The sequence below is a fragment of the Pseudomonas sp. PsB genome (assembly GCF_043658375.1).
Lineage (GTDB): Bacteria > Pseudomonadota > Gammaproteobacteria > Pseudomonadales > Pseudomonadaceae > Aquipseudomonas > Aquipseudomonas putida_Z.
Window position 1 is genome coordinate 223,045 of the sequence record NZ_JBIGLU010000005.1, and the last position, 22,663, is coordinate 245,707.

Annotated in this window: 17 protein-coding genes; 1 reads left to right on the forward strand and 16 read right to left on the reverse strand. The window is 63.4% G+C overall.

All coding sequences use genetic code 11. The annotated features are described in order from the left end of the window. Positions 1-4: 4 nt before the first annotated feature. From ACGLHT_RS10105 to arcD (ACGLHT_RS10150), 10 genes are all read right to left on the reverse strand, one after another. On the reverse strand, positions 5-1,381 hold the full coding sequence (locus ACGLHT_RS10105; RefSeq protein ID WP_274119718.1) for an L-serine ammonia-lyase: 1,377 nt from the start codon (positions 1,379-1,381) through the stop codon (positions 5-7). A gap of 153 nt (positions 1,382-1,534) precedes the next feature. After that, positions 1,535-4,390, reverse strand: coding sequence for an aminomethyl-transferring glycine dehydrogenase (gcvP, locus tag ACGLHT_RS10110; protein ID WP_274119717.1), 2,856 nt, complete (start codon positions 4,388-4,390; stop codon positions 1,535-1,537). An 11-nt stretch (positions 4,391-4,401) separates the two neighbouring features. Beyond that, a complete protein-coding gene (gene gcvH / locus ACGLHT_RS10115; RefSeq protein WP_075043885.1) occupies positions 4,402-4,785 on the reverse strand; it encodes a glycine cleavage system protein GcvH in 384 nt (127 codons plus the stop codon). Between the two features lie 298 nt (positions 4,786-5,083). Next, complete coding sequence (gene gltS, locus ACGLHT_RS10120) at positions 5,084-6,280, reverse strand: sodium/glutamate symporter (protein WP_274119716.1); 1,197 nt, start codon at positions 6,278-6,280, stop codon at positions 5,084-5,086. Positions 6,281-6,588: 308 nt separating this feature from the next. Then, complete coding sequence (locus tag ACGLHT_RS10125) at positions 6,589-8,097, reverse strand: sigma-54-dependent transcriptional regulator (protein ID WP_137163067.1); 1,509 nt, start codon at positions 8,095-8,097, stop codon at positions 6,589-6,591. Positions 8,098-8,282: 185 nt separating this feature from the next. After that, the gene (locus ACGLHT_RS10130) at positions 8,283-8,651 is read right to left on the reverse strand and encodes a DUF5064 family protein (RefSeq protein WP_025337852.1); all 369 of its coding nucleotides are present in this window, start codon (positions 8,649-8,651) and stop codon (positions 8,283-8,285) included. Between the two features lie 55 nt (positions 8,652-8,706). Beyond that, positions 8,707-9,636 (reverse strand): carbamate kinase, encoded by a 930-nt coding sequence (gene arcC / locus ACGLHT_RS10135; RefSeq protein WP_274119715.1) that lies wholly within the window; start codon positions 9,634-9,636, stop codon positions 8,707-8,709. Between the two features lie 180 nt (positions 9,637-9,816). After that, a complete protein-coding gene (locus tag ACGLHT_RS10140; RefSeq protein ID WP_025337853.1) occupies positions 9,817-10,827 on the reverse strand; it encodes an ornithine carbamoyltransferase in 1,011 nt (336 codons plus the stop codon). Positions 10,828-10,896: 69 nt separating this feature from the next. Then, positions 10,897-12,150 carry an arginine deiminase gene (gene arcA, locus ACGLHT_RS10145; protein WP_137163068.1) on the reverse strand — a complete coding sequence of 418 codons (1,254 nt, stop codon included), beginning with the start codon at positions 12,148-12,150 and terminating at the stop codon, positions 10,897-10,899. Between the two features lie 33 nt (positions 12,151-12,183). After that, entirely contained in the window at positions 12,184-13,611 is a 1,428-nt protein-coding gene (gene arcD / locus ACGLHT_RS10150; protein WP_085616769.1) for an arginine-ornithine antiporter, read from the reverse strand. Between the two features lie 437 nt (positions 13,612-14,048). On the opposite strand from arcD (ACGLHT_RS10150), the gene arcD (ACGLHT_RS10155) reads away from it, so the two are divergent. Then, positions 14,049-15,476 carry an arginine-ornithine antiporter gene (gene arcD / locus ACGLHT_RS10155; RefSeq protein ID WP_137163069.1) on the forward strand — a complete coding sequence of 476 codons (1,428 nt, stop codon included), beginning with the start codon at positions 14,049-14,051 and terminating at the stop codon, positions 15,474-15,476. Here the strand turns inward: arcD (ACGLHT_RS10155) and ACGLHT_RS10160 are convergent. From ACGLHT_RS10160 to gap, 6 genes are all read right to left on the reverse strand, one after another. Next, complete coding sequence (locus ACGLHT_RS10160) at positions 15,456-15,872, reverse strand: YbaN family protein (RefSeq protein WP_075043892.1); 417 nt, start codon at positions 15,870-15,872, stop codon at positions 15,456-15,458. The two genes, arcD (ACGLHT_RS10155) and ACGLHT_RS10160, sit on opposite strands and share 21 nt — an antisense overlap. Positions 15,873-15,926: 54 nt before the next feature. Next, positions 15,927-16,520, reverse strand: coding sequence for a biliverdin-producing heme oxygenase (locus tag ACGLHT_RS10165; protein WP_137163070.1), 594 nt, complete (start codon positions 16,518-16,520; stop codon positions 15,927-15,929). A 202-nt stretch (positions 16,521-16,722) separates the two neighbouring features. After that, a complete protein-coding gene (locus ACGLHT_RS10170) occupies positions 16,723-19,326 on the reverse strand; it encodes a TonB-dependent receptor (protein ID WP_137163072.1) in 2,604 nt (867 codons plus the stop codon). Between the two features lie 267 nt (positions 19,327-19,593). Continuing rightward, complete coding sequence (locus tag ACGLHT_RS10175; RefSeq protein ID WP_274119714.1) at positions 19,594-20,556, reverse strand: FecR domain-containing protein; 963 nt, start codon at positions 20,554-20,556, stop codon at positions 19,594-19,596. A gap of 71 nt (positions 20,557-20,627) precedes the next feature. Beyond that, complete coding sequence (locus ACGLHT_RS10180) at positions 20,628-21,140, reverse strand: RNA polymerase sigma factor (RefSeq protein ID WP_137163075.1); 513 nt, start codon at positions 21,138-21,140, stop codon at positions 20,628-20,630. Positions 21,141-21,411: 271 nt separating this feature from the next. Then, on the reverse strand, positions 21,412-22,413 hold the full coding sequence (gap, locus tag ACGLHT_RS10185) for a type I glyceraldehyde-3-phosphate dehydrogenase (protein WP_041506241.1): 1,002 nt from the start codon (positions 22,411-22,413) through the stop codon (positions 21,412-21,414). Positions 22,414-22,663: the final 250 nt, after the last annotated feature.

A 22,663-nucleotide genomic window follows, 5' to 3' on the forward strand; every position in this document is an offset into this window, starting at 1 on the left:
CGGGTCAACATTCGATGATGTTGACGGCCAGGCCGCCACGGGCGGTCTCTTTGTATTTGCTTTTCATGTCGGCGCCGGTCTGGCGCATGGTGCGGATGACCTTGTCGAGCGACACGTAGTGCTGCCCGTCGCCGCGCAAGGCCATGCGCACCGCGTTGATCGCCTTCACCGAGCCCATGGCGTTGCGCTCGATGCAAGGCACCTGGACCAGCCCGCCAATCGGGTCGCAGGTCAGGCCCAGGTTGTGTTCCATGCCGATTTCGGCAGCGTTCTCCACCTGCTGCACGGTGCCGCCCATCACCTCGCACAGCGCCCCGGCGGCCATCGAGCAGGCCACGCCGACCTCGCCCTGGCAGCCTACTTCGGCGCCGGAGATGGAGGCGTTTTCCTTGTACAGGATGCCGATGGCCGCGGCGGTGAGCAGAAACCGCACCACCCCGTCCTCGTTGGCTCCCGGTACGAAGCGCATGTAGTAATGCAGCACCGCCGGAACAATGCCCGCCGCGCCGTTGGTCGGCGCGGTGACCACACGCCCGCCGTAGGCGTTTTCCTCGTTCACTGCCAGGGCATAGAGGTTGACCCAGTCGAGTACCGACAGGGCATCGCGCAGGCTGGCTTCCGGGTTGCGGCTCAGTTGGCGGTACAACGCCGGCGCTCGGCGCTTGACCTTGAGCCCGCCCGGCAGGATGCCTTCATGCTGGCAACCGGCTTCGACGCAGTCCTGCATCACTTGCCAGATGCGCAGCAGCCCGGCACGGGTTTCCGCCTCGGGGCGCCAGGCCGCCTCGTTGGCCAGCATTACCTGGCTGATCGACAGGTTTTGCCCGGTGCAATGGCCGAGCAGCTCCTTGGCGGTCTTGAACGGGTAGGTCAGCGGTGTGCTGTCCTCGACGATGCGGTCGTGGCCGGCAGCGTCCTGGTCGACCACGAAACCGCCGCCCACCGAGTAGTACTCGCGGCTGCGGATTTGCAGGCCGGCCTCGTCGAAGGCGCGGAAGATCATGCCGTTTGGGTGGTAGTCCAGCGGCTTGCGAATCATCGCCAGGTGCTGCTTTTCGATGAACGCGATGCTGTGCTCGCCGAGCAGGTTCAGCCGACCGCTGTCGCGGATGGCCAGCAGGCGGGCAGGGATGGTGTCGGTGTCGATGACATCGGGGTGTTCGCCTTCAAGGCCCAGCAGCACGGCCTTGTCGCTGCCGTGGCCCTTGCCGGTGGCGCCGAGCGAGCCGTACAGTTCGGCCTTGACGCTGACCGTGCCGGCAAGCAGGCCATCACGGCGCAGCCCTTCGGCGAAGCGCGCGGCGGCGCGCATCGGGCCGACCGTGTGCGAGCTGGAGGGGCCGATGCCGATCTTGAACAGGTCGAAGACGCTCAAAGACATGGTGGACCTCCAGCCAGGAATATTGGGCAAACGCTGAACCCTGTGGGAGCGGGCGCGCCCGCGAATGCGTCGTTGAAGCCAACATCGCATTCGCGGGCACGCCCGCTCCCACAGTGGACCACACCTCGAGTCAGGTGGCGGGCCCGAGGGCTATCAGGCGTCCTGATAGCTCTCGATCGACGGGCAGGCGCACACCAGGTTGCGGTCGCCGAACACGTTGTCGACCCGGCCGACCGGCGGCCAGTACTTGCCTCCCACCAGGCTCGGCAGCGGGTACACCGCCTGCTCGCGGCTGTAGCCATGGGCCCATTCGCCAACCAGCTCGGCCGCAGTGTGCGGGGCGTTCTTCAGCGGGTTGTCGTCCTTGTCCAGGCTACCGTTCTCGACCGCGCGAATTTCTTCGCGGATCTGGATCATCGCGTCGCAGAAGCGGTCCAGTTCTTCCTTGGACTCGCTTTCGGTCGGTTCGATCATCAGCGTGCCCGCCACCGGGAAGGACATGGTCGGGGCGTGGAAGCCGAAGTCGATCAGGCGCTTGGCCACGTCGTCGACGCTGATGCCGCTGGTGTCCTTCAGCGGGCGCAGGTCGAGGATGCACTCGTGGGCCACCAGGCCATTGCCGCCGGTATACAGAACAGGATAGTGCTCTTCGAGGCGACGGGCGATGTAGTTGGCGTTGAGGATCGCCATCTGCGAGGCACGCTTGAGGCCGGCACCGCCCATCATGCGGATGTACATCCAGGTGATCGGCAGGATGCTGGCGCTGCCGAACGGCGCGGCACAAACCGCGCCCTCGGTGTTTTCCAGCTGCGCGTGGCCGGGCAGGAACGGCGCCAGATGCGACTTGACGCCGATCGGGCCGACGCCCGGGCCGCCACCGCCGTGCGGGATGCAGAAGGTCTTGTGCAGGTTCAGGTGGGATACGTCGCCGCCGAACTTGCCCGGGGCGCACAGGCCGACCATGGCGTTCATGTTGGCGCCGTCGATGTACACCTGGCCACCGTTGTCGTGGATGATCGCGCAGATTTCGCCGATCGCTTCCTCGAACACGCCGTGGGTCGACGGGTAGGTGATCATGATCGCGGCCAGGCGCTCGCGGTGCTCGATGGCCTTGGCGCGCAGGTCCTCGACATCGACGTTGCCGCGGGCATCACAGGCGGTGACCACCACGCGCATGCCGGCCATGTGCGCGGTTGCCGGGTTGGTGCCGTGGGCCGACGACGGGATCAGGCAGATGTCGCGGTGGCCTTCGCCACGGCTGCGGTGGTAGGCGCGTATGGCCAGCAGGCCTGCGTACTCGCCCTGGGAACCGGCGTTGGGCTGCAGCGACACGGCGTCATAGCCGGTGGCGGCGCAGAGCATGGCTTCCAGCTCGGTGGTCATCTGCAGGTAGCCCTGGCTCTGCTCGGCCGGGGCGAACGGGTGCAGGTTGCCGAACTCGGCCCAGGTGACCGGGATCATTTCGCTGGCGGCGTTCAGCTTCATGGTGCACGAGCCCAGCGGGATCATGCTGCGGTCCAGCGCCAGGTCCTTGTCGGCCAGGCGGCGCAGGTAGCGCATCAGCTCGGTTTCGCTGTGGTAGCGGTTGAATACCGGGTGCGCGAGGATGGCCGACTGGCGCAGCAGGGCGGCAGGCAGCAGCGAGCCGGTGCTGGCGGCCAGGGCGTTGAAGTCCGGCTGGGCCTGGTCGCCACCGATCAGCTGCCACAGGGCCTCGACATCGGCCTGGCTACTGGTTTCGTCCAGCGACAGGCCCACGTGGGCGGCGTCGATCTGGCGCAGGTTGATGCCCTGGGCGCGTGCCTTGTCATGCAGGCTGGCAGTGGCACTGCCGGTGGCCAGGGTCAGGGTGTCGAAGGCGCTGGCGCCCACCACCTGCACGCCCAGCGTCTTCAGGCCGGCGGCCAGGATCGCGGTCAGGGCATGGGTACGTTCGGCGATGCGCTTGAGGCCGGCCGGGCCGTGGTATACGGCGAACATGCTGGCAATGTTGGCCAGCAGCACCTGGGCGGTGCAGATGTTGCTGGTGGCCTTTTCGCGGCGGATGTGCTGCTCGCGGGTCTGCATGGCCAGGCGCAGGGCGGTCTTGCCGAAGCGGTCGATCGACACGCCGACCAGGCGGCCCGGCATGTCGCGCTTGAACGCGTCACGGGTGGAGAAGTAGGCCGCGTGCGGGCCACCGAAGCCCAGTGGCACGCCGAAGCGTTGGGCGCTGCCGATGGCTACGTCGGCGCCGAACTCGCCCGGCGGGGTCAGCAGGGTCAGGGCCAGCAGGTCGGCGGCCACGGCGACCAGGGCGTTGGCGGCGTGGAAGCGCTCGACCACTTCGCGGTAGTCGAACACTTCACCGTTGCTGGCCGGGTACTGCAGAAGGGCGCCGAAGAAGGCGCTGACATCGCCCAGCTCGCGCTCGTCGCCGACCACGATCTCGATGCCCAGCGGCTCGGCACGGGTGCGCAGCACGTCGAGGGTTTGCGGGTGGCAGTGCACGGAGGCGAAGAAGGCGTGGCTGGCCTTGTTCTTCGACAGGCGCTTGCAGAAGGTCATGGCCTCGGCCGCAGCGGTGGCTTCGTCGAGCAGGGAGGCGTTGGCGATCGGCAGGCCGGTCAGGTCGCTGATCAGGGTCTGGAAGTTCAGCAGCGCTTCCAGGCGGCCTTGGGAGATTTCTGGCTGGTACGGGGTATAGGCGGTGTACCAGGCCGGGTTTTCCAGCAGGTTGCGCAGGATCGGCGCCGGAGTGTGGGTGTTGTAGTAGCCCTGGCCGATGTAGCTCTTGAACAGCTGGTTCTTGCCGGCGATGGCCTTGAGCGCGGCAAGCGCGTCGGCTTCGCTCTGGCCGTCGTGCGAGCCGAGCACGCTGGTGCCTTTGATGCTGTCGGGAATGACCGCGGCGGTCATGGCTTCCAGCGAGTCGAAGCCGAGGGCGGCCAGCATGGCCTGCTCGTCAGCGGCGCGCGGGCCGATGTGGCGGGCGATGAATTCGTTGGCGGTGCCGAGGTTGATGGTCATGGCGGGGCTCCTCAGGCGTCGTCGTTGGCTTTGATCAGGCGGTCGTAGGCGTCTTGGTCGAGTAGGGCGGTGACTTCGCTCATGTCGGCCGGGTTGAAGCGGAAGAACCAGCCTTCGCCCATCGGGTCTTCGTTGACCAGTTCCGGGCTGTCTTCGAGTTGGTCGTTGATCTGGACCACTTCGCCGGTCAGGGGCATGTACACACCGCTGGCGGCCTTGACCGACTCGACGGTGGACGCTTCGCTGCCTTTCTCATACTGCTGCAACTCTGGCAGTTGCACGAAAACCACATCGCCAAGGGCGTTCTGGGCGTAGGCGGTGATGCCCACGGTGACGCTGCCATCGGCTTCGACGCGCAGCCATTCGTGATCTTCAGTGAAACGCAACTCGCTCATGGGGAATCCTCGGGAAGCAGGGCGTTAGGCGCAGTGGCTCCGCGCTCTTGGGGTTGGGATTCCCTTAGCAAAAATGCGGCCAATCGTTAAAAATCTTTATAAATCAAGATGTTAATTATTTTGCGTAATCATTTTGTCATTCTTGTGGAATGAAAACGCTACAGCGGGTGGGGGATGGAAAAGGGTTTGGGGATCAAACCCTTGCACTGCCGTATCCGAATGGGTGTGTATCGATTTGAATACGGTGTATTTAAATCGATACGGTTCTGACTTACCGGCTGAGTGTTCAGCCTCTGGCTCAAAAGAACGGCAGCGCCAGATACAGCTTGATGACGATGACATTGATGATGTCGATGAAGAACGCCCCCACCATCGGCACCACCAGGAAGGCAATGCGCGAGGCTCCGTAGCGCTGGGTCACCGCTTGCATGTTGGCGATTGCCGTCGGCGTTGCGCCCAGGCCGAAACCACAGTGCCCGGCAGCCAGTACCGCTGCATCATAGTTGCGGCCCATGACCCGGAACGTGACGAATATCGCGAACAGTGCCATGACCAATGTCTGTGCGGCGAGCAATGCAAAGAACGGTAATGCCAGCGCTGAAAGGTCCCACAACTTGAGCGACATCAAGGCAATGGCCAGGAATAACGACAAGCTCACATTGCCCAAGACCGAGACTTCCCGTTCGAAAACTTGATAAAAGCCGAGCGCCGAAAGGCCGTTTCGCAACACCACGCCCACGAACAGCACGCAAACGAACGTTGGCAGTTCAAGTGCAGTGCCTTTCAGCAAACCGTTAAGTAACGAGCCTGCGAGCAAACTGACAGCGATCAGCGCCAATGTTTCGATAAATGAAAACGGTGTAATCAGGCGCTCTTTGTCCGGTTGTTCGAAACCTTTGGGCAGTTGTGGTGCTGCTTCTTCGATACCAGGTGTCGTTACCCGCTTGATCAGCAACCGGGCGACCGGGCCACCAATCAGGCCACCCAGTACCAGGCCGAAGGTAGCTGATGCCATTGCCAGTTCGGAGGCCGAGGCCAGGCCAAACTTTTCGGTGAAAGTGGCCCCCCAAGCAGCACCAGTGCCGTGGCCGCCGGACAAGGTGATGGAGCCAGCCAGCAGGCCCATCAGCGGGTCGAGCCCCAGTGCCGTTGCCAGGCCGATGCCCATCGCGTTCTGGACCAGCAGCAAACCGGTTACCACCAGCAGGAACACGGTAACCACGCGGCCACCTTTTTTCAGGCTGGCGAAGTCTGCACTCAAACCAATGGTGGCGAAGAACGCCAGCATCAGAGGGGTTTGCAGTGAAGTATCGAATTGCACGTGGATATCGAAACTGCGCAACGCCAGGAACGCCAAGGCCACTACCAGGCCGCCAGCGACAGGTTCCGGAATATTGTAAGTGCGCAGGAAACCAATACGCGCGACCAGGCCGCGCCCCAATAACAGTACCAAAGAGGCGGCTACAAGCGTCCCGTAAAAATCGAGTTCAAACATCAGGTGCTCTCGTTATATCCAGTAGCGGACCACTTCCCGCTATGGGGCGGACAAGTGGGGTGACAGGTGGGAATACACTGTCACCATTCTACGAGGCATCCGTGGGAGAGTATCTTTCACTGGCGTAGGAAAAGCCTGAATAACAACCGGATTATTACAATAACTATCAGGGGCCGCTTTGCGGCCCATCGCAGGCAAGCCAGCTCCCACAATTACCGTGACAACTTCGAGAGCAACGCCGTACCTGTGGGAGCTGGCTTGCCTGCGATGGGCTGCATAGCAGCCCCGTTGACGCTATCTGGCAGGTATCAGGCTTTGCCCGGTATTCCATATTTGCGCAGGCGCTGCGCAATGGCGGTATGTGAAGTTTGCAAGCGCACGGCCAGTTGCCGCGTCGATGGGTAGCTGGCGTACAGGCGTTGCAGCAGCTCGCGCTCGAAATCGCCCACGGCCTGTTCCAGGCTGGCCACTTCGCCGTCCTGGCCACGGGCGACCGAGGTGCCGGCGATGTCCAGGTCACCGATATCCACCAGGTTGCCCTCGCAGATGGCTGCAGCGCGGAATATCACGTTCTGCAGCTGGCGCACATTGCCCGGCCAAGGGTTGGCCAGTAGTGCCGAATGGGTGGCGGGGGTCAGCCGGCAGGGGGGGCGCTGGATCTGCGTGCAGGCCTGCTGCATGAAGAAATGCGCCAGCATCAGGATGTCCTGGCCACGGTCGCGCAGCGGTGGCACTTGCAGGTTGAGCACGTTCAGGCGGTAGAACAGGTCTTCGCGGAAGCTGCCTTCGGCGACCATGCGCTCCAGGTCGCGGTGGGTGGCGCTGATGATGCGTACATCCACCTTCACTTCGCGGTCGCCACCCACCCGGCGGAAGCTGCCATCGCTGAGAAAACGCAGCAGCTTGGCCTGCAGGTATGGCGACATCTCGCCGATTTCATCGAGAAATACCGTGCCCTGGTTGGCCAGCTCCATCAGCCCGGGCTTGCCGCCCCGTTGCGCGCCGGTGAAGGCGCCGGGGGCGTAGCCGAACAGTTCGCTCTCGGCCAGGCTCTCGGGCAGCGCGGCGCAGTTCAGGGCCAGGAATGGCGCCGCATGGCGGCTGCTGATGGCGTGGCAGGCGCGGGCTACCAGCTCTTTGCCGGTGCCGGTTTCGCCATGCACCAGCAGCGGTGCATCGAGCGCCGCCACGCGCAGGGCGCGGGCCTTGAGGGTGCGGATGGCCGGTGACTCGCCGAGCAGGGCATCGAAGCCTTCGGCATGGTCGTGGTGCATCGCCGACAGGCGTTCGCCCATGCGCGTGGGCGGGTACAGCGTCAGCAGGCCACCGGCGTTGGTGATCGGCATGGCGTCCAGCAGCAGGCTCTGGCCGTTGAGCTGCATCTCGCGCATGGGCAGGTGGAAGTTGTTGTCCAGCAGGGCCTGCAGCAGCGCCGGGTCGCCGAACAGTTCACCCACCGAGCGCCCGGCCGATTCGCGGCCGCACAGCTCGATCAGCGCCGGGTTGGCCAGCAGCACCTTGCCGGCACTGTCCACGGCCAGCACCGGGTCGCTCATCGCCGCCAGCAGGGCATCGAGCTGCAGGTGCCGGCGTTGGCCAGGGAGGATGTCGACCACGTCCACCGATTGCACGCCATGTACCTCGAACAGCGCGTCGTGCAGTTCTTCGAGCACGGCGGGGCTGAGGGTAGGGGCGTCGATGTAGACGTTCGGCGGGACCATCTCCACGGCGTCCAGGTTGAGGTTGCGGGCACCGAGCAGGGCGAGGACTTCCTGGGTGATGCCGACGCGGTCGATGAAGCTGACGTGGATGCGCATGGGGACGGTGCGGTTGTGGCTGGGGGAGGGCGGTAGTATGCCTCAACATTGTCGGGGCCGCTTTGCGGCCCATCGCGACACAAGGCCGCTCCTACAGGTACAGCGCCACGCCCGAAATTGGCGCGATCCCTGTAGGAGCGGCCTTGTGTCGCGAAGGGCTGCAAAGCAGCCCCCGGTTCTTGAAATCACTCCAGATGTTCAGGCTTGATCGGATCGCCCGACTTCACATCCAGCTTTTCGCGAATGTCCGCGAACATATGGTCATAAAGCTTGTGCGGCGAACCCAGGCTCTCGAATTTCTTCGGTGGCTTCAGGTACGACTGCGCCCTTCGGCTCAGTTGCATGAGGAAGCTGGGCAACACCTGGTCCTTGGCCAGGAAGAACTTTTCTTCCACTGGCTTGCCTTCGATGCTGCCATGCATCTTGAACTGGATGCCTCTGCCTTCCTTGGGATCCGACACTGCCTCGTATTCGATGTTCAGGTCATAGCTGTGGTCGTTCTGGTTCAGCGCGGTGCGCTCGATGTGTACATGACCGGGCTGGTACTGGGCCATGGCAAGCTCCTTTGGAAGGTCGAAAATGGCGGGCGCTGGCGCCCGCCCACTGCATTCAACGGTAGCTGATCCCCGGCTTCGCGGTGGAAACCCTCGTGCCGGCGGTGCCTTTGACGATGTCTTCGATGTTCTCCAGCGAACTGATCACTGCCACTTTGCCGGTGTGGCGGGCAAAGTCGCAGGCCGCCTGCACCTTCGGCCCCATGGAGCCGGCGGCGAAGCCGAGACGTTCGAGTTCGTCGGGGTGGGCCTGGGCAATGGCCTTTTGCGTGGGCTTGCCCCAGTCAACATACGCCGCATCGACGTCGGTGGCGATTATCAGAAGGTCGGCGTCCAGCTGTTCTGCCAGCAGGGCCGAGCACAGGTCCTTGTCGATCACCGCCTCGATGCCCTTGAGCTTGCGGTTCTCATCGTACATGGTGGGGATGCCGCCGCCACCGGCGCAGATCACGATGCTGCTCTTTTCCAGCAGCCACTTGATCGGGCGGATCTCGAAGATGCGTTTGGGTTTCGGGCTGGCCACCACACGGCGGTACTTGTCGCCGTCGGCCTTGACCACCCAACCCTTTTCCTTGGCCAGGCGCTCGGCCTCTTCCTTGCCATAGACCGGGCCGATGAACTTGGTCGGGTCCTTGAAGGCGGGGTCGTTGGCGTCCACTTCGACCTGGGTCAGCAGGGTGGCGAACGGCACTTCGAAGGCCAGCAGGTTGCCCAGTTCCTGTTCGATCATGTAGCCGATCATGCCCTCGGTTTCGGCACCCAGCACGTCCAGCGGGTAGGCCTCGTCGGGCTTGTAGGACAGGCCCTGCAGCGACAGCAGGCCAACTTGCGGGCCGTTGCCGTGGGCGATGACCAGCTCGTTGCCTGGGTGGATCTTGGCGATCTGTTCGGTGGCGGTGCGGATATTGGCGCGCTGGTTGTCAGCGGTCATGGGCTCGCCGCGACGCAGCAGGGCGTTGCCGCCCAATGCAACAACGATACGCATGGGGAATGTCCTTTAACGAAAAGAATGAACTGCCGCTGCACGGAGGCTGCCGGGTTCCCTGTGGGAGCGGGCGTGCCCGCGAAGAGGCCAGGCCAGACACCATCAATGGTGCGGCTGACGCATTCGCGGGCATGCCCGCTCCCACAAGTACAGAGCAACCCTCCGGTAGGCGGGTATGGCTTACAGGTCAGCCAGTGTCGACACCAGGATCGCCTTGATCGTGTGCATGCGGTTTTCCGCTTGCTCGAAGGCGATGCAGGCCGGCGACTCGAAGACGTCGTCGGTCACTTCGATACCGTTGGCCAGGTCCGGGTACTGTTCGGCGATCTGCTTGCCTACCTTGGTTTCGGAGTTGTGGAACGCCGGCAGGCAGTGCATGAACTTGGTCCGCGGGTTGCCGGTGGACTTCATCAGCTGTGCATTCACCTGATACGGCTTGAGCAGCTTGATGCGCTCACCCCAGGCTTCGATCGGCTCACCCATCGATACCCACACGTCGGTGTGCACGAAGTCCACGCCCTTGACCGCGGCAACCGGGTCTTCGGTGAGGGTGATGCGCGCGCCGCTTTCCTCGGCGTACTTGCGGCAACGCTCGACCAGGTCGTCATGCGGCCACAGCGCCTTGGGCGCGGCGATGCGCACGTCCATGCCGAGCTTGGCGCCAATCAGCAGCAGCGAGTTGCCCATGTTGTTGCGGGCGTCGCCCAGGTAGGCGTAGCTGATGTCGTGCAGCGGCTTGTCGCTGTGCTCACGCATGGTCAGCACGTCGGCGATCATCTGGGTGGGGTGGTATTCGTCGGTCAGGCCGTTGAACACCGGAACACCGGCGAACTTGGCCAGCTCTTCGACGATTTCCTGCTTGAAGCCACGGTACTCGATGGCGTCGTACATGCGCCCGAGCACACGGGCGGTGTCCTTCATGCTTTCCTTGTGGCCGATCTGCGAGGAGGTCGGGTCGATGTAGGTGACATTGGCGCCCTGGTCATAGGCGGCCACTTCGAAGGCGCAGCGGGTACGGGTAGAGGTTTTTTCGAAGATCAGCGCGATGTTGTTGCCTTTCAGGTGCTGCTGCTCGGTGCCGGTGTACTTGGCGCGCTTGAGGTCGCGGGACAGGTCCAGCAGGTAGCGCAGCTCGCGGGTGCTGTGGTGTTCCAGGCTGAGCAGGTTGCGGTTGTGAATATTGAACGCCATGACTTTTCTCCTTGAGTTTGGTGAGCACACCGGCCGCCGCTTTGTGAGGGCGGCCGGGGGTAATGGTCGTTAGTAGTCGATCGGGTCGCGCACGATCGGGCAGGTCATGCAGTGGCCGCCGCCACGGCCCCGGCCCAGTTCGCCGGCGCTGATGGTGATGACTTCGATCCCGGCCTTGCGCAGCAGGGTATTGGTGTAGGTGTTGCGGTCGTAGCCGATGACCACGCCCGGCTCGATGGCCACCACGTTGTTGCCGTCATCCCACTGTTCGCGCTCGGCGGCAAAGCTGTTGCCACCGGTTTCGACCACGCGCAGCTTGACCCCAAGCTGCTCGCCCACCACCTCGATGAACGACTTGTTGATGCGGCGCACGTCCATGCCGTAAGGCTTGCTTTCGTCGGGACGGATGATGAACGGCACGATCTCTTTCACCACTTCCGGGAAGACCGTGACCAAGTCGCGGTCGCAGAAGCTGAACACGGTATCCAGGTGCATGGCGGCGCGCGATTTCGGCAGGCCTGCGACGATCACTTCCTTGACGGCGCCCTTGGCGAACAGGTTCTGCGCGAGCTGGCCGATAGCCTGGCGCGAGGTACGCTCGCCCATGCCGATCAGCACGATGCCCTTGCCGATCGGCATGACATCGCCGCCCTCGAGGGTGGACTGGCCATGTTCCTTGTCCGGGTCGCCATACCACACCTGGAAGTCGGCGTTGGTGAACTGTGGGTGGAACTTGTAGATGGCGGTAGTCAGCAGGGTTTCCTGGCGTCGCGCCGGCCAGTACATCGGGTTGAGCGTGACGCCGCCGTAGATCCAGCAGGTGGTGTCGCGGGTGAACTGGGTGTTGGGCAGCGGTGGCAGGATGAAGCTGGAGTGGCCCAGGTAGTCGTTGTACATCTTGACCACCTCGGCACCTTCGCTCTGCGGCAGGTCCTGCCCGGCGACGCCGCCGATCAGGAACTCGGCCAGGTGGCGTGGGTCGAGGCCTTCGAGCCAGCTGCGCACTTCATTGGTCAGGCCGACACCGACGGTGTCGGGGGTGATCTTGCGATCGAGGATCCACTTCAGTGCCTCGGGTTGCTGGACGATGTCGGTCAGCAGGTTGTGCATCTCCAGCACATCCACGCCACGCTCGCGCATCTTGGTGACAAAGTCGAAATGGTCACGCTTGGCCTGGTCGACCCAGATCACGTCGTCGAACAGCAGCTCGTCACAGTTGCTCGGCGTCAGGCGCTTGTGCGCCAGGCCCGGCGAGCAAACCATGACCTTGCGCAGTTTGCCGGCTTCGGAGTGGACACCGTACTTCTGTTTTTCAGCGGACATGATTTCATTCCTCCAGTTGAACGAAGACGTGGGTCAAAGAGTCAGGAAGCCGTCGTACAGGCCAAAGGCTGCCACCAGGGCGCCGATGACCACGGCTGCGAAGATCAGTTTTTCCACGTTGGTGAAGACAGGTTGGCCAACCTCACGCTTGGCCTTGGCGAACAGGATCGCGCCAGGTGCGTAGAGCAGGGCCGAGAGCAGCAGGTATTTCACGCCACCGGCGTAAAGCAGCCAGACGGCGTACAACAGGGCGATACCACCGATCACCAGGTCCTTCTGCCGTTCGGCCAGGGCCTGCTCGTAGGTTTCGCTACGCACTGCCAGCAGCACGGCATAGGCTGCCGACCACAGGTAGGGCACCAGGATCATCGATGTGGCCAGGTAGATCAGCGACAGGTAGGTGCTGTTGGAGAACAGCGTGATCACCAGGAAGATCTGCACCATGGCGTTGGTCAGCCACAGGGCGTTGGCCGGTACCTGGTTGGCGTTCTCGCGGCGCAGGAACTCCGGCATGGTGTGGTCCTTGGCGGCGGCGAACATGATCTCGGCGCACAGCAGCACCCACGACAGCAGGGCCCCGAGCAGCGAGATGATCAGGCCGACGCTGATCAGCACCGCGCCCCAGTGGCCGACCACATGCTCCAGCACGGCAGCCATCGACGGGTTCTGCAGCTTGGCCAGTTCCGGTTGGGTCATGATGCCCAGCGACAGTACGTTGACCAGCACCAGGAACAGCAGCACGGTGACGAAGCCGATGACCGTGGCCTTGCCCACGTCAGAGCGTTTTTCCGCCCGCGACGAGAAGATGCTCGCACCTTCGATGCCGATGAACACCCACACGGTGACCAGCATCATGTTGCGCACCTGGTTCATCACGCTGCCAAGCTCTGGTGTGCCCAAGGCCCAGATGTCGGCGGTGAAGATGTCGAGCTTGAAGGCGAACAGGCAGATCAGGGCGAACAGCAGCAGTGGCACCACCTTGGCCACGGTGGTGACCAGGTTGATGAACGCCGCTTCCTTGATACCGCGCAGTACCAGGAAGTGCACGGCCCACAGCAGCACCGACGCGCCGATGATGGCGGCCGGGGTGTTGCCTTCGCCGAAGATCGGGAAGAAGTAGCCCAGGGTGCTGAACAGCAGCACGAAGTAGCCGACGTTGCCCAGCCAGGCACTGATCCAGTAGCCCCAGGCCGAGGAGAAGCCCATGTAGTCGCCGAAACCGGCCTTGGCGTAGGCATACACCCCGCCATCCAGGTCAGGCTTGCGGTTGGCCAGGGTCTGGAACACGAACGCCAGGGTCAGCATGCCGACCGCGGTGATCGCCCAGCCGATCAGTACAGCGCCAACCCCTGCGCTGGCAGCCATGTTTTGCGGCAGCGAGAAGATCCCGCCACCAATCATCGAACCGACGACAAGTGCAACTAACGCGCCGAGCTTTAGTTTTCCGGATGAATCAGACATTTAACAACTCCTGCCAGGAGAAAGTTGACGAAAGAGTAAATCCGACGCCGCTGCCATTCGCTGACTTGGGTCAGTTCATGGCGACGTGAAGTAGGAAAATTCCTTCACGAAGCTCCTGGAGAGTGCCGACAACTTATGCTGCAGGGCTTGCACGCTGGCACCTCCATGTCCTTCTAGAGCAAACGCTCTGTTCAGCCTGCGATGCTTGAAGCTAGCCGCTTTTGCCGCTTTCGCAAATTTTTCACAAGAATTTCGAGTTTTATCGGATTCTTTTCTAGTTGCTCGGGAGCTGCTAGTTTTTACTCGAAGGGTGACATAGACAAAGCAGTTATTAGTGCTATAGCTTCATTGATCAGGATCATTATAAGTAACACCATTTATATGGCCCGCATGGCTGTTTCAAGCCCATGACAACGCGCAAAAAAAAAGGAAGGCTCATGAGCGAACCGGGACAGAAGCTGCGCCTGGGCGCGCTGATCGCGTTGGTGGTCGGCTCGATGATTGGAGGCGGGATCTTCTCGCTGCCGCAGAACATGGCGGCGCGTGCCGATGTGGGGGCGGTGCTGATCGGCTGGGGTATCACCGCGGTCGGCATGCTGGCCCTGGCGTTCGTGTTCCAGACCCTGGCCAATCGCAAGCCGGAGCTGGACTCGGGGGTGTACGCCTACGCCAAGGCCGGCTTTGGCGAGTACATGGGTTTTTCCTCGGCCTGGGGCTACTGGATCAGTGCCTGGCTGGGCAACGTCGGCTACTTCGTGCTGCTGTTCAGTACCCTGGGCTTCTACTTCCCGGTGTTCGGCGAGGGCAACACGCCAATCGCCATCGGCTGCGCTTCGCTGCTGCTGTGGGCGGTGCATTTCCTGGTGCTGCGCGGCATCAAGGAAGCGGCGTTCATCAACCAGGTGACCACCGTGGCCAAGGTGGTGCCGTTGCTGATTTTCGTGGTGATCGCCGCGTTTGCCTTCCGCGCCGATATCTTCACACGTGACATCTGGGGCCTGAGCAACCCGCAGTTCGGCAGCGTGCTGGAGCAGGTACGCAACATGATGCTGGTCACCGTGTTCGTGTTCATCGGCATCGAGGGCGCCAGTGTGTATTCCGGGCGCGCCCAGCGCCGCTCGGATGTGGGCAAGGCCACGGTGATCGGTTTCCTGGGGGTACTGGCGCTGCTGGTGCTGGTCAACGTGCTGTCGCTGGGGGTGATGACCCAGCCGGAACTGGCCGGGTTGCAGAACCCGTCACTGGCCTCGGTGCTGGAACATATCGTCGGGCCCTGGGGCGCCTTGCTGATCAGTATCGGTCTGGCGATTTCGCTGCTTGGCGCGCTGTTGTCGTGGGCGTTGCTGTGCGCCGAGATTCTCTTTGCCACGGCGCGGGACAAGACCATGCCGCGCTTCCTGGCCAAGGAAAACGCCAATCACGTGCCGGCCAACGCCCTGTGGCTGACCAACTGCATGATCCAGGGCTTCCTGCTGATCACGCTGTTTTCTGCCGGTACCTATACCAGCCTGATCTACCTGGCCTCGTCGATGATTCTGGTGCCCTACCTGTGGTCGGCGGCCTACGCCGTGCTGCTGGCGGTGCGTGCAGAAACCTACGACGGGCAGCCGGCCCTGCGCCGCAAGGACCTGCTGGTGGCGCTGGTTGCCCTGGTGTATGCAGTGTGGCTGTTGTACGCCGGCGGGCTCAAGTACCTGTTGCTGTCGGCGCTGCTGTACGCGCCGGGCGTGATCCTGTTCGCCAGGGCCAAGCATGAGCAGGGAAAAACCTTGTTCACCACCTGGGAAAAGCTGATCTTCGCCGCCGTGCTGGCAGGTGCCGCGCTGGCGGCCTATGCCCTGTACTCAGGGCTGCTGAGCTTGTGACGGGGCAGGGCAGGGGGCGTGCTCGGGGCGGGACCAGATCCACAGGTTGCCCAGGGTCATGCCGGCAATGGCCAGGAACACCGGCCAGCGGTGTTCCAGGAATGTCAACATCAGGCCCGCGCACAACAGCATGCTGAGGGTCGCGCTGACCTTGGCCCGGCGCTGGATCACCTTGCCATTGCGCCAGTTGTGCAGGATCGGCCCGAACAGCCGGTGGTTCTCCAGCCAGGCAGACAGGCGCGGCGAACTGCGCGTGGCCGCCCAGGCGGCCAGCAGGATGAATTCGGTGGTCGGCAGGCCGGGAATGACGATCGCGACCAGGCCCACGCCCAGGCTCACGTAAGCCAGGAGCGCATACAGCAGGCGGGCGAGTTTCGAGCGGGCGGGTCGGGTCATGGTCTCACTGCATAAAACGGTTCGGCCACCGGTAGGGTGGCCGGCTACGGCGTGTCAAACCAGCGCGGCATCCGCGGCGTAGGCGTGCTTGAGCAGCTCGGTGAAGCGCTCGAAGGCAGCAACTGCGCCGCGTTCGGCAGCGGCTTCCTCTTCGGCCGACAGGACCAGGCCATCAAGAATGCGGGTGAACTGCTTCCAGCCTTCGGCACGGCCACCGGCCGGTTCGCCCAGGTGTCGGGCACCGAAGCTGTCGGACAGTTCCAGGGCCACGGCACGCTTGATCAGAAACGCAGCGCCCAGTTTGGAGCCTTCGGAGACGAAGATCCAGCCCATTGCCTCGCCCAGGCTCGGGTTGCGCAGGGCTCCTGGCACGGCTGGCGGTACTTCGGTGTCGAGGTCGGCGAGGTCCAGGCGGGCCTGTTCGGCGCGGCAGCGCTCCGCCAGGTCGGGGACGATGGCAATCAGTTGCGGGTCGTTGTACAGGGCCTGCAGCTCGGCCTGGAACAGGTACTGAGCGACCACGAAGCGGGCGAAGCTTTCGCGGCTGTCGAAGGGCGCGTGGGCTTTGACCAGGGCATCCAGTTCGGCGTGGGGGGCGTGGGTGATCTGGTTGAGGCGCTGGGAGCGCAGGGCTGGGCGGTCGGTCATGGGGCAGTCCTTGGAAAAGGGGGCGTCTAGAGACAAGACGAAACAGTGGGGCTGGGACAGTAAAAAAATCGGGTTTTCGTGTTGTCTGTACTGGCCTCTTCGCGGGCATGCCCGCTCCCACAGGTCCAGCGCAGGCCCAAGGGCTGCGCAGTATCTGTGGGAGCGGGCGAGCCCGCGAAGAGGCCGGTGCAGGCGCAACGGGTCAGATATCCCAAACCACATTGATGCCGAAGTTGCGCCCCGGCATGGTCAGGCGGTCGATGTTGGCCGGCTGGGTCACGGCCGCTTCACCCTGGCCGTCGTAGCTGCGTACCGAATCCCACTGCCAGTACTTCTTGTCGGTGAGGTTGTACAGGCCGGCGTTGATGGTCACATCGTCGGTGACCTTGTAGTAACCGGTCAGGTCCAGCACCCCGTAGCCGGGGGTACGGAACTTGGAGCTCGAGCCGTCGGGCGAGTAGAAGGTGCTGTCGTCGACGCGGGTCTTGCGCTTGACCAGTGTCCAGCTCAGCAGGCCGCCGTAGTGCTGTTGTTCGTAACCCAGGCCGAACACGCCCTTGAGCGGGTTGACGCTGTTCAGTGGCTCGCCGGTGTCATCGTTGCGGCCATAGGTGTAGGCGATCGAGCCCTGGGTATACAGGCCCTGCGGCGCACCGAAGTGGTCGAGGTTCAGGCGGCCCTTGACCTCGGCACCCTTGATGGTGGCGTGCTTGATGTTGTTGGCCTTGAAAGTCTGCTCCAGGTTGGCGCTTTTCACGGCGTCCTCGTCGATGAAGTCGCGGTACTTGTTGTAGAACACCGCCACGTCGAAGTTGCCAGCGTCGAAGTTGCCACGCAGGCCGGTTTCATAGCTTTTGCTCTTTTCAGGCTCCAGGCCCGGATTGCCTTCTACCCGGTAGCCTTGCTCGATGTTCTGAAACTTGCCGTACATGGATTTGGCAGTCGGGGTGCGGAAACCTTCGGCGTACTGGCCATACCAGGTGTAGTTGTCGTTGAAGGCGTAGGTCAGGCCGAACTTGGGCGAGACGCGGTGCCACTTCTTGTCCGAGTCGTCCTGAGAGGTAGGCGCGGTACCGGTGGACTCCAGGCCACGCAGGAACTCCTTGGTGAACCTGGGCTCCATGCGCGTGTAGTCGTAACGAGCGCCAGGCATGAAGGTCCAGTTGTTCCAGCGGATTTCATCCTGCACGAACAAGCTGTAGGTGTTCACGGTCGGGTCCGGGAAGTCGCTGACCAGGGCCTGGCCGTCTGCCGGGCGCTCGGCGCCAGCGCCGGTGCAATCTGAGCCAACGGCCAGGCAGGTGCCGGTGCCACTGCGCGAACCGGTGACCTTCTCGTGCTTGAGGGTGGTGCCGTAGGTCAGCAGGTGGTCGGTGGCGCCGAGGCTGAAGGCCTTGTCCAGCTGGGCGTCGAATACCCACTGGCGGTCCTTGTAGAGGGTGTCGCGGGTACGCAGCACCTGACGGCCAGGTGGTGCGTAGACTTCTTCGGTGTGCTGGTCGGTCTTGGCGATCTGATAGTTCAGGCTCCACTTCACATGGTCGGCCACCAGCGAATCCAGGCCGAACTCATGGTTGATGCCAAAGCGTTCGCGGGTGATGGTGTCGTTGCCAGTGCGCGCCTTGTAGTAACCCGAGGCACCAAAGCCAGGAATGAACGGCCCGCCCACCGCACTGAGGATGTTCTGGTCGCGGTCATCCTTGTAGCGTTCGTAGGTAAAGCCCAGGCGCGCGTCGTCGGCGTAGTTCCAGCCCAGCTTGGCCAGCACGTTTGTGGTGCGCACGTCCATCGGGTTGGCTTCGGTACGGGCCAGGCCGTCACCGCTGTGGCCGCCGTGGGTCTCGGTTTCGTGGCCGTTGCGCTGGCTCAGGTGCAACAGGCCGTCGAAGTCGCCCTGGCGGCCGGCGACAGTGGCGGAGGTCAGCCAGCTTTCATCGGCCGAGCTGTAGCCGGTCTTCAGACGGGCACCTGCGTCCTTGCCGGGCTTGATGATGTCGTCCGGGTCGAGGGTGAAGTAGCTTACCGCACCGCCGATGGCGTTGCTGCCGTACAGCACCGAAGCCGGGCCGCGGAGGATTTCCACACGCTTGACGATCTCCGGGTCCACGTAGTTGCGCTGGGTCTGGGCGTAGGGGCCGAAGAAGAAGCTGTCGGGGATCGACACGCCATCGACCTGGGTGAGGATGCGCTCGCCGTCGATGCCACGGATGTTGTAGCCGTTCAGGCCGCTGCGCTGGCCGGTGCCGGCTACCGACACGCCCGGTTCGTAGCGCACCAGGTCCTGGATGTTGTTGACGTTCTGCCGGTCCAGTTGCTCGCGGGTCTGCACGCTGACGGTGCTCGGCACCTGGCTGACGTCCTGGGCGCTGCGGGTGGCGCTGACGGTCACCTGCTGCAGGGCAATCACATTGGCGCTGGCCTGGCGTTCGAGCACCACATTGCCGTTGCTGATCTTGCGAAAGCCCAGGCCGGTGCCGTGCAGCAGGCGCTTGAGTGCGGCTTCCGGCGGTAGCGAACCCTGCACCCCTGGCGATGCCACGCCGTCGGCCAGTTCGGCGCTGAAGCCGACCTGCCAGCCGGTGACCTGGCTGAAAGCATTGATGGCCGAAACCAGCGGCTGCTGGCCGATGCTGAAGCGGTAGTCGCCCATGCGCGGGCTGCTGGCCTGTGCCGGCTCGGCGGCCAGTGCCGGCAGGCTGATGGCGCCGCTGGCGAGCAGGGCGAGGTTCAGTAGGGAAAGGCTCAGGAGGGACAGTTGCCCTCCATGGCGAGGAAGGGTGGAGGGGCGGGTAGGACCTGTGGACATCGGAAGCGCTCCCTGACGCGCGGACTGTTATAGGTGATGGCTGTCCTCGTTTTCAAACGAGAATCAGTTGCATTGGCTATAACGAGACGGGCGGGGTAGCGTGAGTGCGTAAAAAAAGTTGGATTGCGGTCTGGCAATCTGTATCGCGATTTCCGTGGGAGCGGGCATGCCCGCGAAACAGGCACCGCGGTGGATGGCACGGGCTTTGCCCGTGTTCGCGGGCACGCCCGCTCCCACAGGGACCGTGTCGGGTTTCAGATTTGCGGATCAGTTCAGGATGACCAGCGCCGGGAACTCATGCAGCTGTGCCGAGGTGATGTGGGCCAGCGCGCGCAGGGTTTCCAGCGGCTGGTCGAGGCGGTAGTTGCCGGTGACCGCCATGTCTTCCAGCTGTGCATTGCGGTTGATGATCCAGCCCGGGTAGTAGCGCTGCACCTCGGCCAGCACCTGGCTCAGCGGGCAGTTCTCGAACACCAGGCGGCCGTCGACCCAGGCCAGGTCCTTGTGCATGTCGGGGCGCTGGCGCTGGCCGAACCCCTGGGGGCCGACACTGATGCTGTCGCCGGCACTCAGGCGGATGCGCTGGTCGCGGGCCCCCTGCAGGTCGACATCGCCGCGCTGCACCCGCACCTGTGCCTCGCCGTCGAGGTAGCGCACGGCAAAGTCGGTGTCGCGCACCTGCGCGCGCAACGGCCCGGCCTGCACTTCCAGTGGCAGCAGCGCGCCCTCGGGGACCTGGAAATAGGCCTCGCCTTGTAGCAGGCGGGCGATCTGGCGGCCGTCACGCTGCTCGCTGGCAAATGCCGAATTGGTGTTGAGCAGCACTTTCGCGCCGTCTTCCAGCTGCAGGCGCTGGCGCTCGCCCACCACCGTCAGGTGGTCGGCCTGCAGGCGCATGGGCAGGTTGCCGAGGGTGAAAAGCCCGACCAGCAGCAGCGCCGCCGTGGCCAGGGGTTTCCAGTGGCTGCGCAGGCGCCCGCGCCACGAGCGGCGCTGTTGCTGATGCATCTGCAGGGCCACCTGGTGCAGCGGTGCGCCGTTCCACAATGCTTCTGCCTCGACATAGGCCTCGGCATTTTCCGGCGCTGCGCTGAGCCAGGCTTCGAAGGCCTGGGTGTCCTCGGCGTCGGCGCATTGCAGGCGCACCAGCCAGTCCAGCGCCTCGTCCATGGCACGAGCACGGGCGCTGGGCCCGGCAGGTGACGGGCGAGGGACAGGGCTGTCGGTCACGGTGAATCCTTGAATGGTTTTTTGCGAATGATCAAGGCTGAGGCGGGGTGTGGCAAGGGCTTTGCGTTGCCTCACTTGAGGCGGTCGGCGACACCCATGCAGATCGCCATGATCAGTTTCAGTTCCTTCTGCACCGTGCTGGGCGAAACATTCAGTTGTTCGGCGATTTCCAGATAGGTGGCGCCATGCAGGCGGCTGAGGATGAAGATGCGCTGTTGGCGTTCGCTCAATTGGTTGAGGCTGATGCTCAGGTGCTTGAGCAACTGCTCGGCATGGGCCGCATCCTCGCTGCTGGTGGCCGGCGCGGCCACGCTGTGCAGGACCTCGTCGGGCACGTCATCGACCAGCATGCGCGATTGCACCCGGCGCGCGCGCAGGTGGTCGAGGGCCAGGTTGCGCGCGGTCTGGAACACGAACGGTTCGATGTGTTCGATGGGCCGCTCACCGAGGGCACGGGACACCCGCAGGTAGGTTTCCTGCAACAGGTCCTCGGCCGTGTTGGGGTTGCCCACCATGCGCTGCAAGGTGCGCAGCAGGATAAGGCGCTGGACGAGGAAGACAGAGTTGAACCGGGACTGACTCACTGGGGGACCTGGCCGACGAAAGGTTAATGATAATGCTTATCATCCATCTCGAAGGTCAAGCCTGGAAATGTTAGGAAAAGGTAAAGATTGTGAGTGGCTGGCGCCGGCATGCTTTTTGTGGGAGCGGCCTTGCGTCGCGAAAGGGCCGCAAAGCGGCCCCGGAGGTCTCAGCACCACCGCTGAGGTCCGAGGGCTGCTTTGCAGCCCTTTCGCGACGCAAGGCCGCTCCCACAAGGGTCACACCCACATTGGCCGCATCAGGTTGAGAAATTCAGCGGGCGCGGCACAACGCCAGGCAGTTATCCAGCATGCGGTTGGAAAACCCCCACTCGTTGTCATACCAGGCCAGCACCTTGAGCATGCGCCCGTTGGCCCGGGTATGGTTGGCATCGAAGATCGACGACAGCGGGTTGTGGTTGAAATCGCAGGAAACCAGCGGCAAGGCGTTGTAGCCCAATACCCTGGAATGCTTGCTGGCCTCGAGGAACAGCTGGTTGACCTGCTCGGCCGTGGCCTCGCGCTTGAGGTTGACGGTGAGGTCCACCAGCGACACGTTGATCACCGGCACCCGTACCGCCATGCCGGTAAGCTTGCCGGCCAGCTCCGGCAGCACCAGGCCCACGGCCTCGGCAGCGCCGGTCTTGCTCGGGATCATCGACTGGGTCGCCGAGCGCGCACGGTACGGGTCGCCGTGGTACACATCGGTCAGCACCTGGTCGTTGGTGTAGGCATGGATGGTGGTCATCAGGCCCTGTTCGATGCCGAACTCGCGGTGCAGCACCTGGGCAATCGGTGCCAGGCAGTTGGTGGTGCAGGAGGCATTGGAAATGATCTGGTGCGAGGCCCGCAGGATGTCATGGTTGACCCCGTACACCACGGTGGCATCGGCGCCTTTGGCCGGTGCCGAGACAATCACCTTGCCAGCCCCCGCAGCCAGGTGGGCGGCGGCCTTGGCGCGCTCGGTGAACAGCCCGGTGCATTCGAACACCACGTCGATCGCCTCGGCCTTCCAGGGCAGTTCGGCCGGGTTGCGGATGGCACTGACCGCGATACGGTCACCATTGACCGTGAGGCTTTCGTGGTCGGCCTCGACGCTGGCGTCGAAGGTGCCGTGCACGCTGTCGTACTTGAGCAGGTGGGCATTCATGGCGCTGTCGCCCAGGTCGTTGATGGCGACGACCTGCAGGTCCTGGCGGTAGCCTTGGGTATACAGTGCGCGCAGGACGTTGCGCCCGATGCGGCCGAATCCATTGATGGCGATGCGTAGGGTCATGGCAGTACCTCTGGCAGTCCGAGTGAAACCTGTGGCACAAAGGAGCTTCACTGAAACGGTTTTGTTGTTGGAATTACAAGATTATTCACCTGCCGATAGAAAACAAGCCTTTTTAGTGGCAGTATTTTGTTTAAACATACAACGAGTGGTTGGGCGACGTGCCTCCATCGATGCAGCGGGCTCCTCTACCTTGAGCCTAGGCCGCAATCGTTTGGAGGGGAAATGCCCGGCAAACCGCCCTTACAATTAG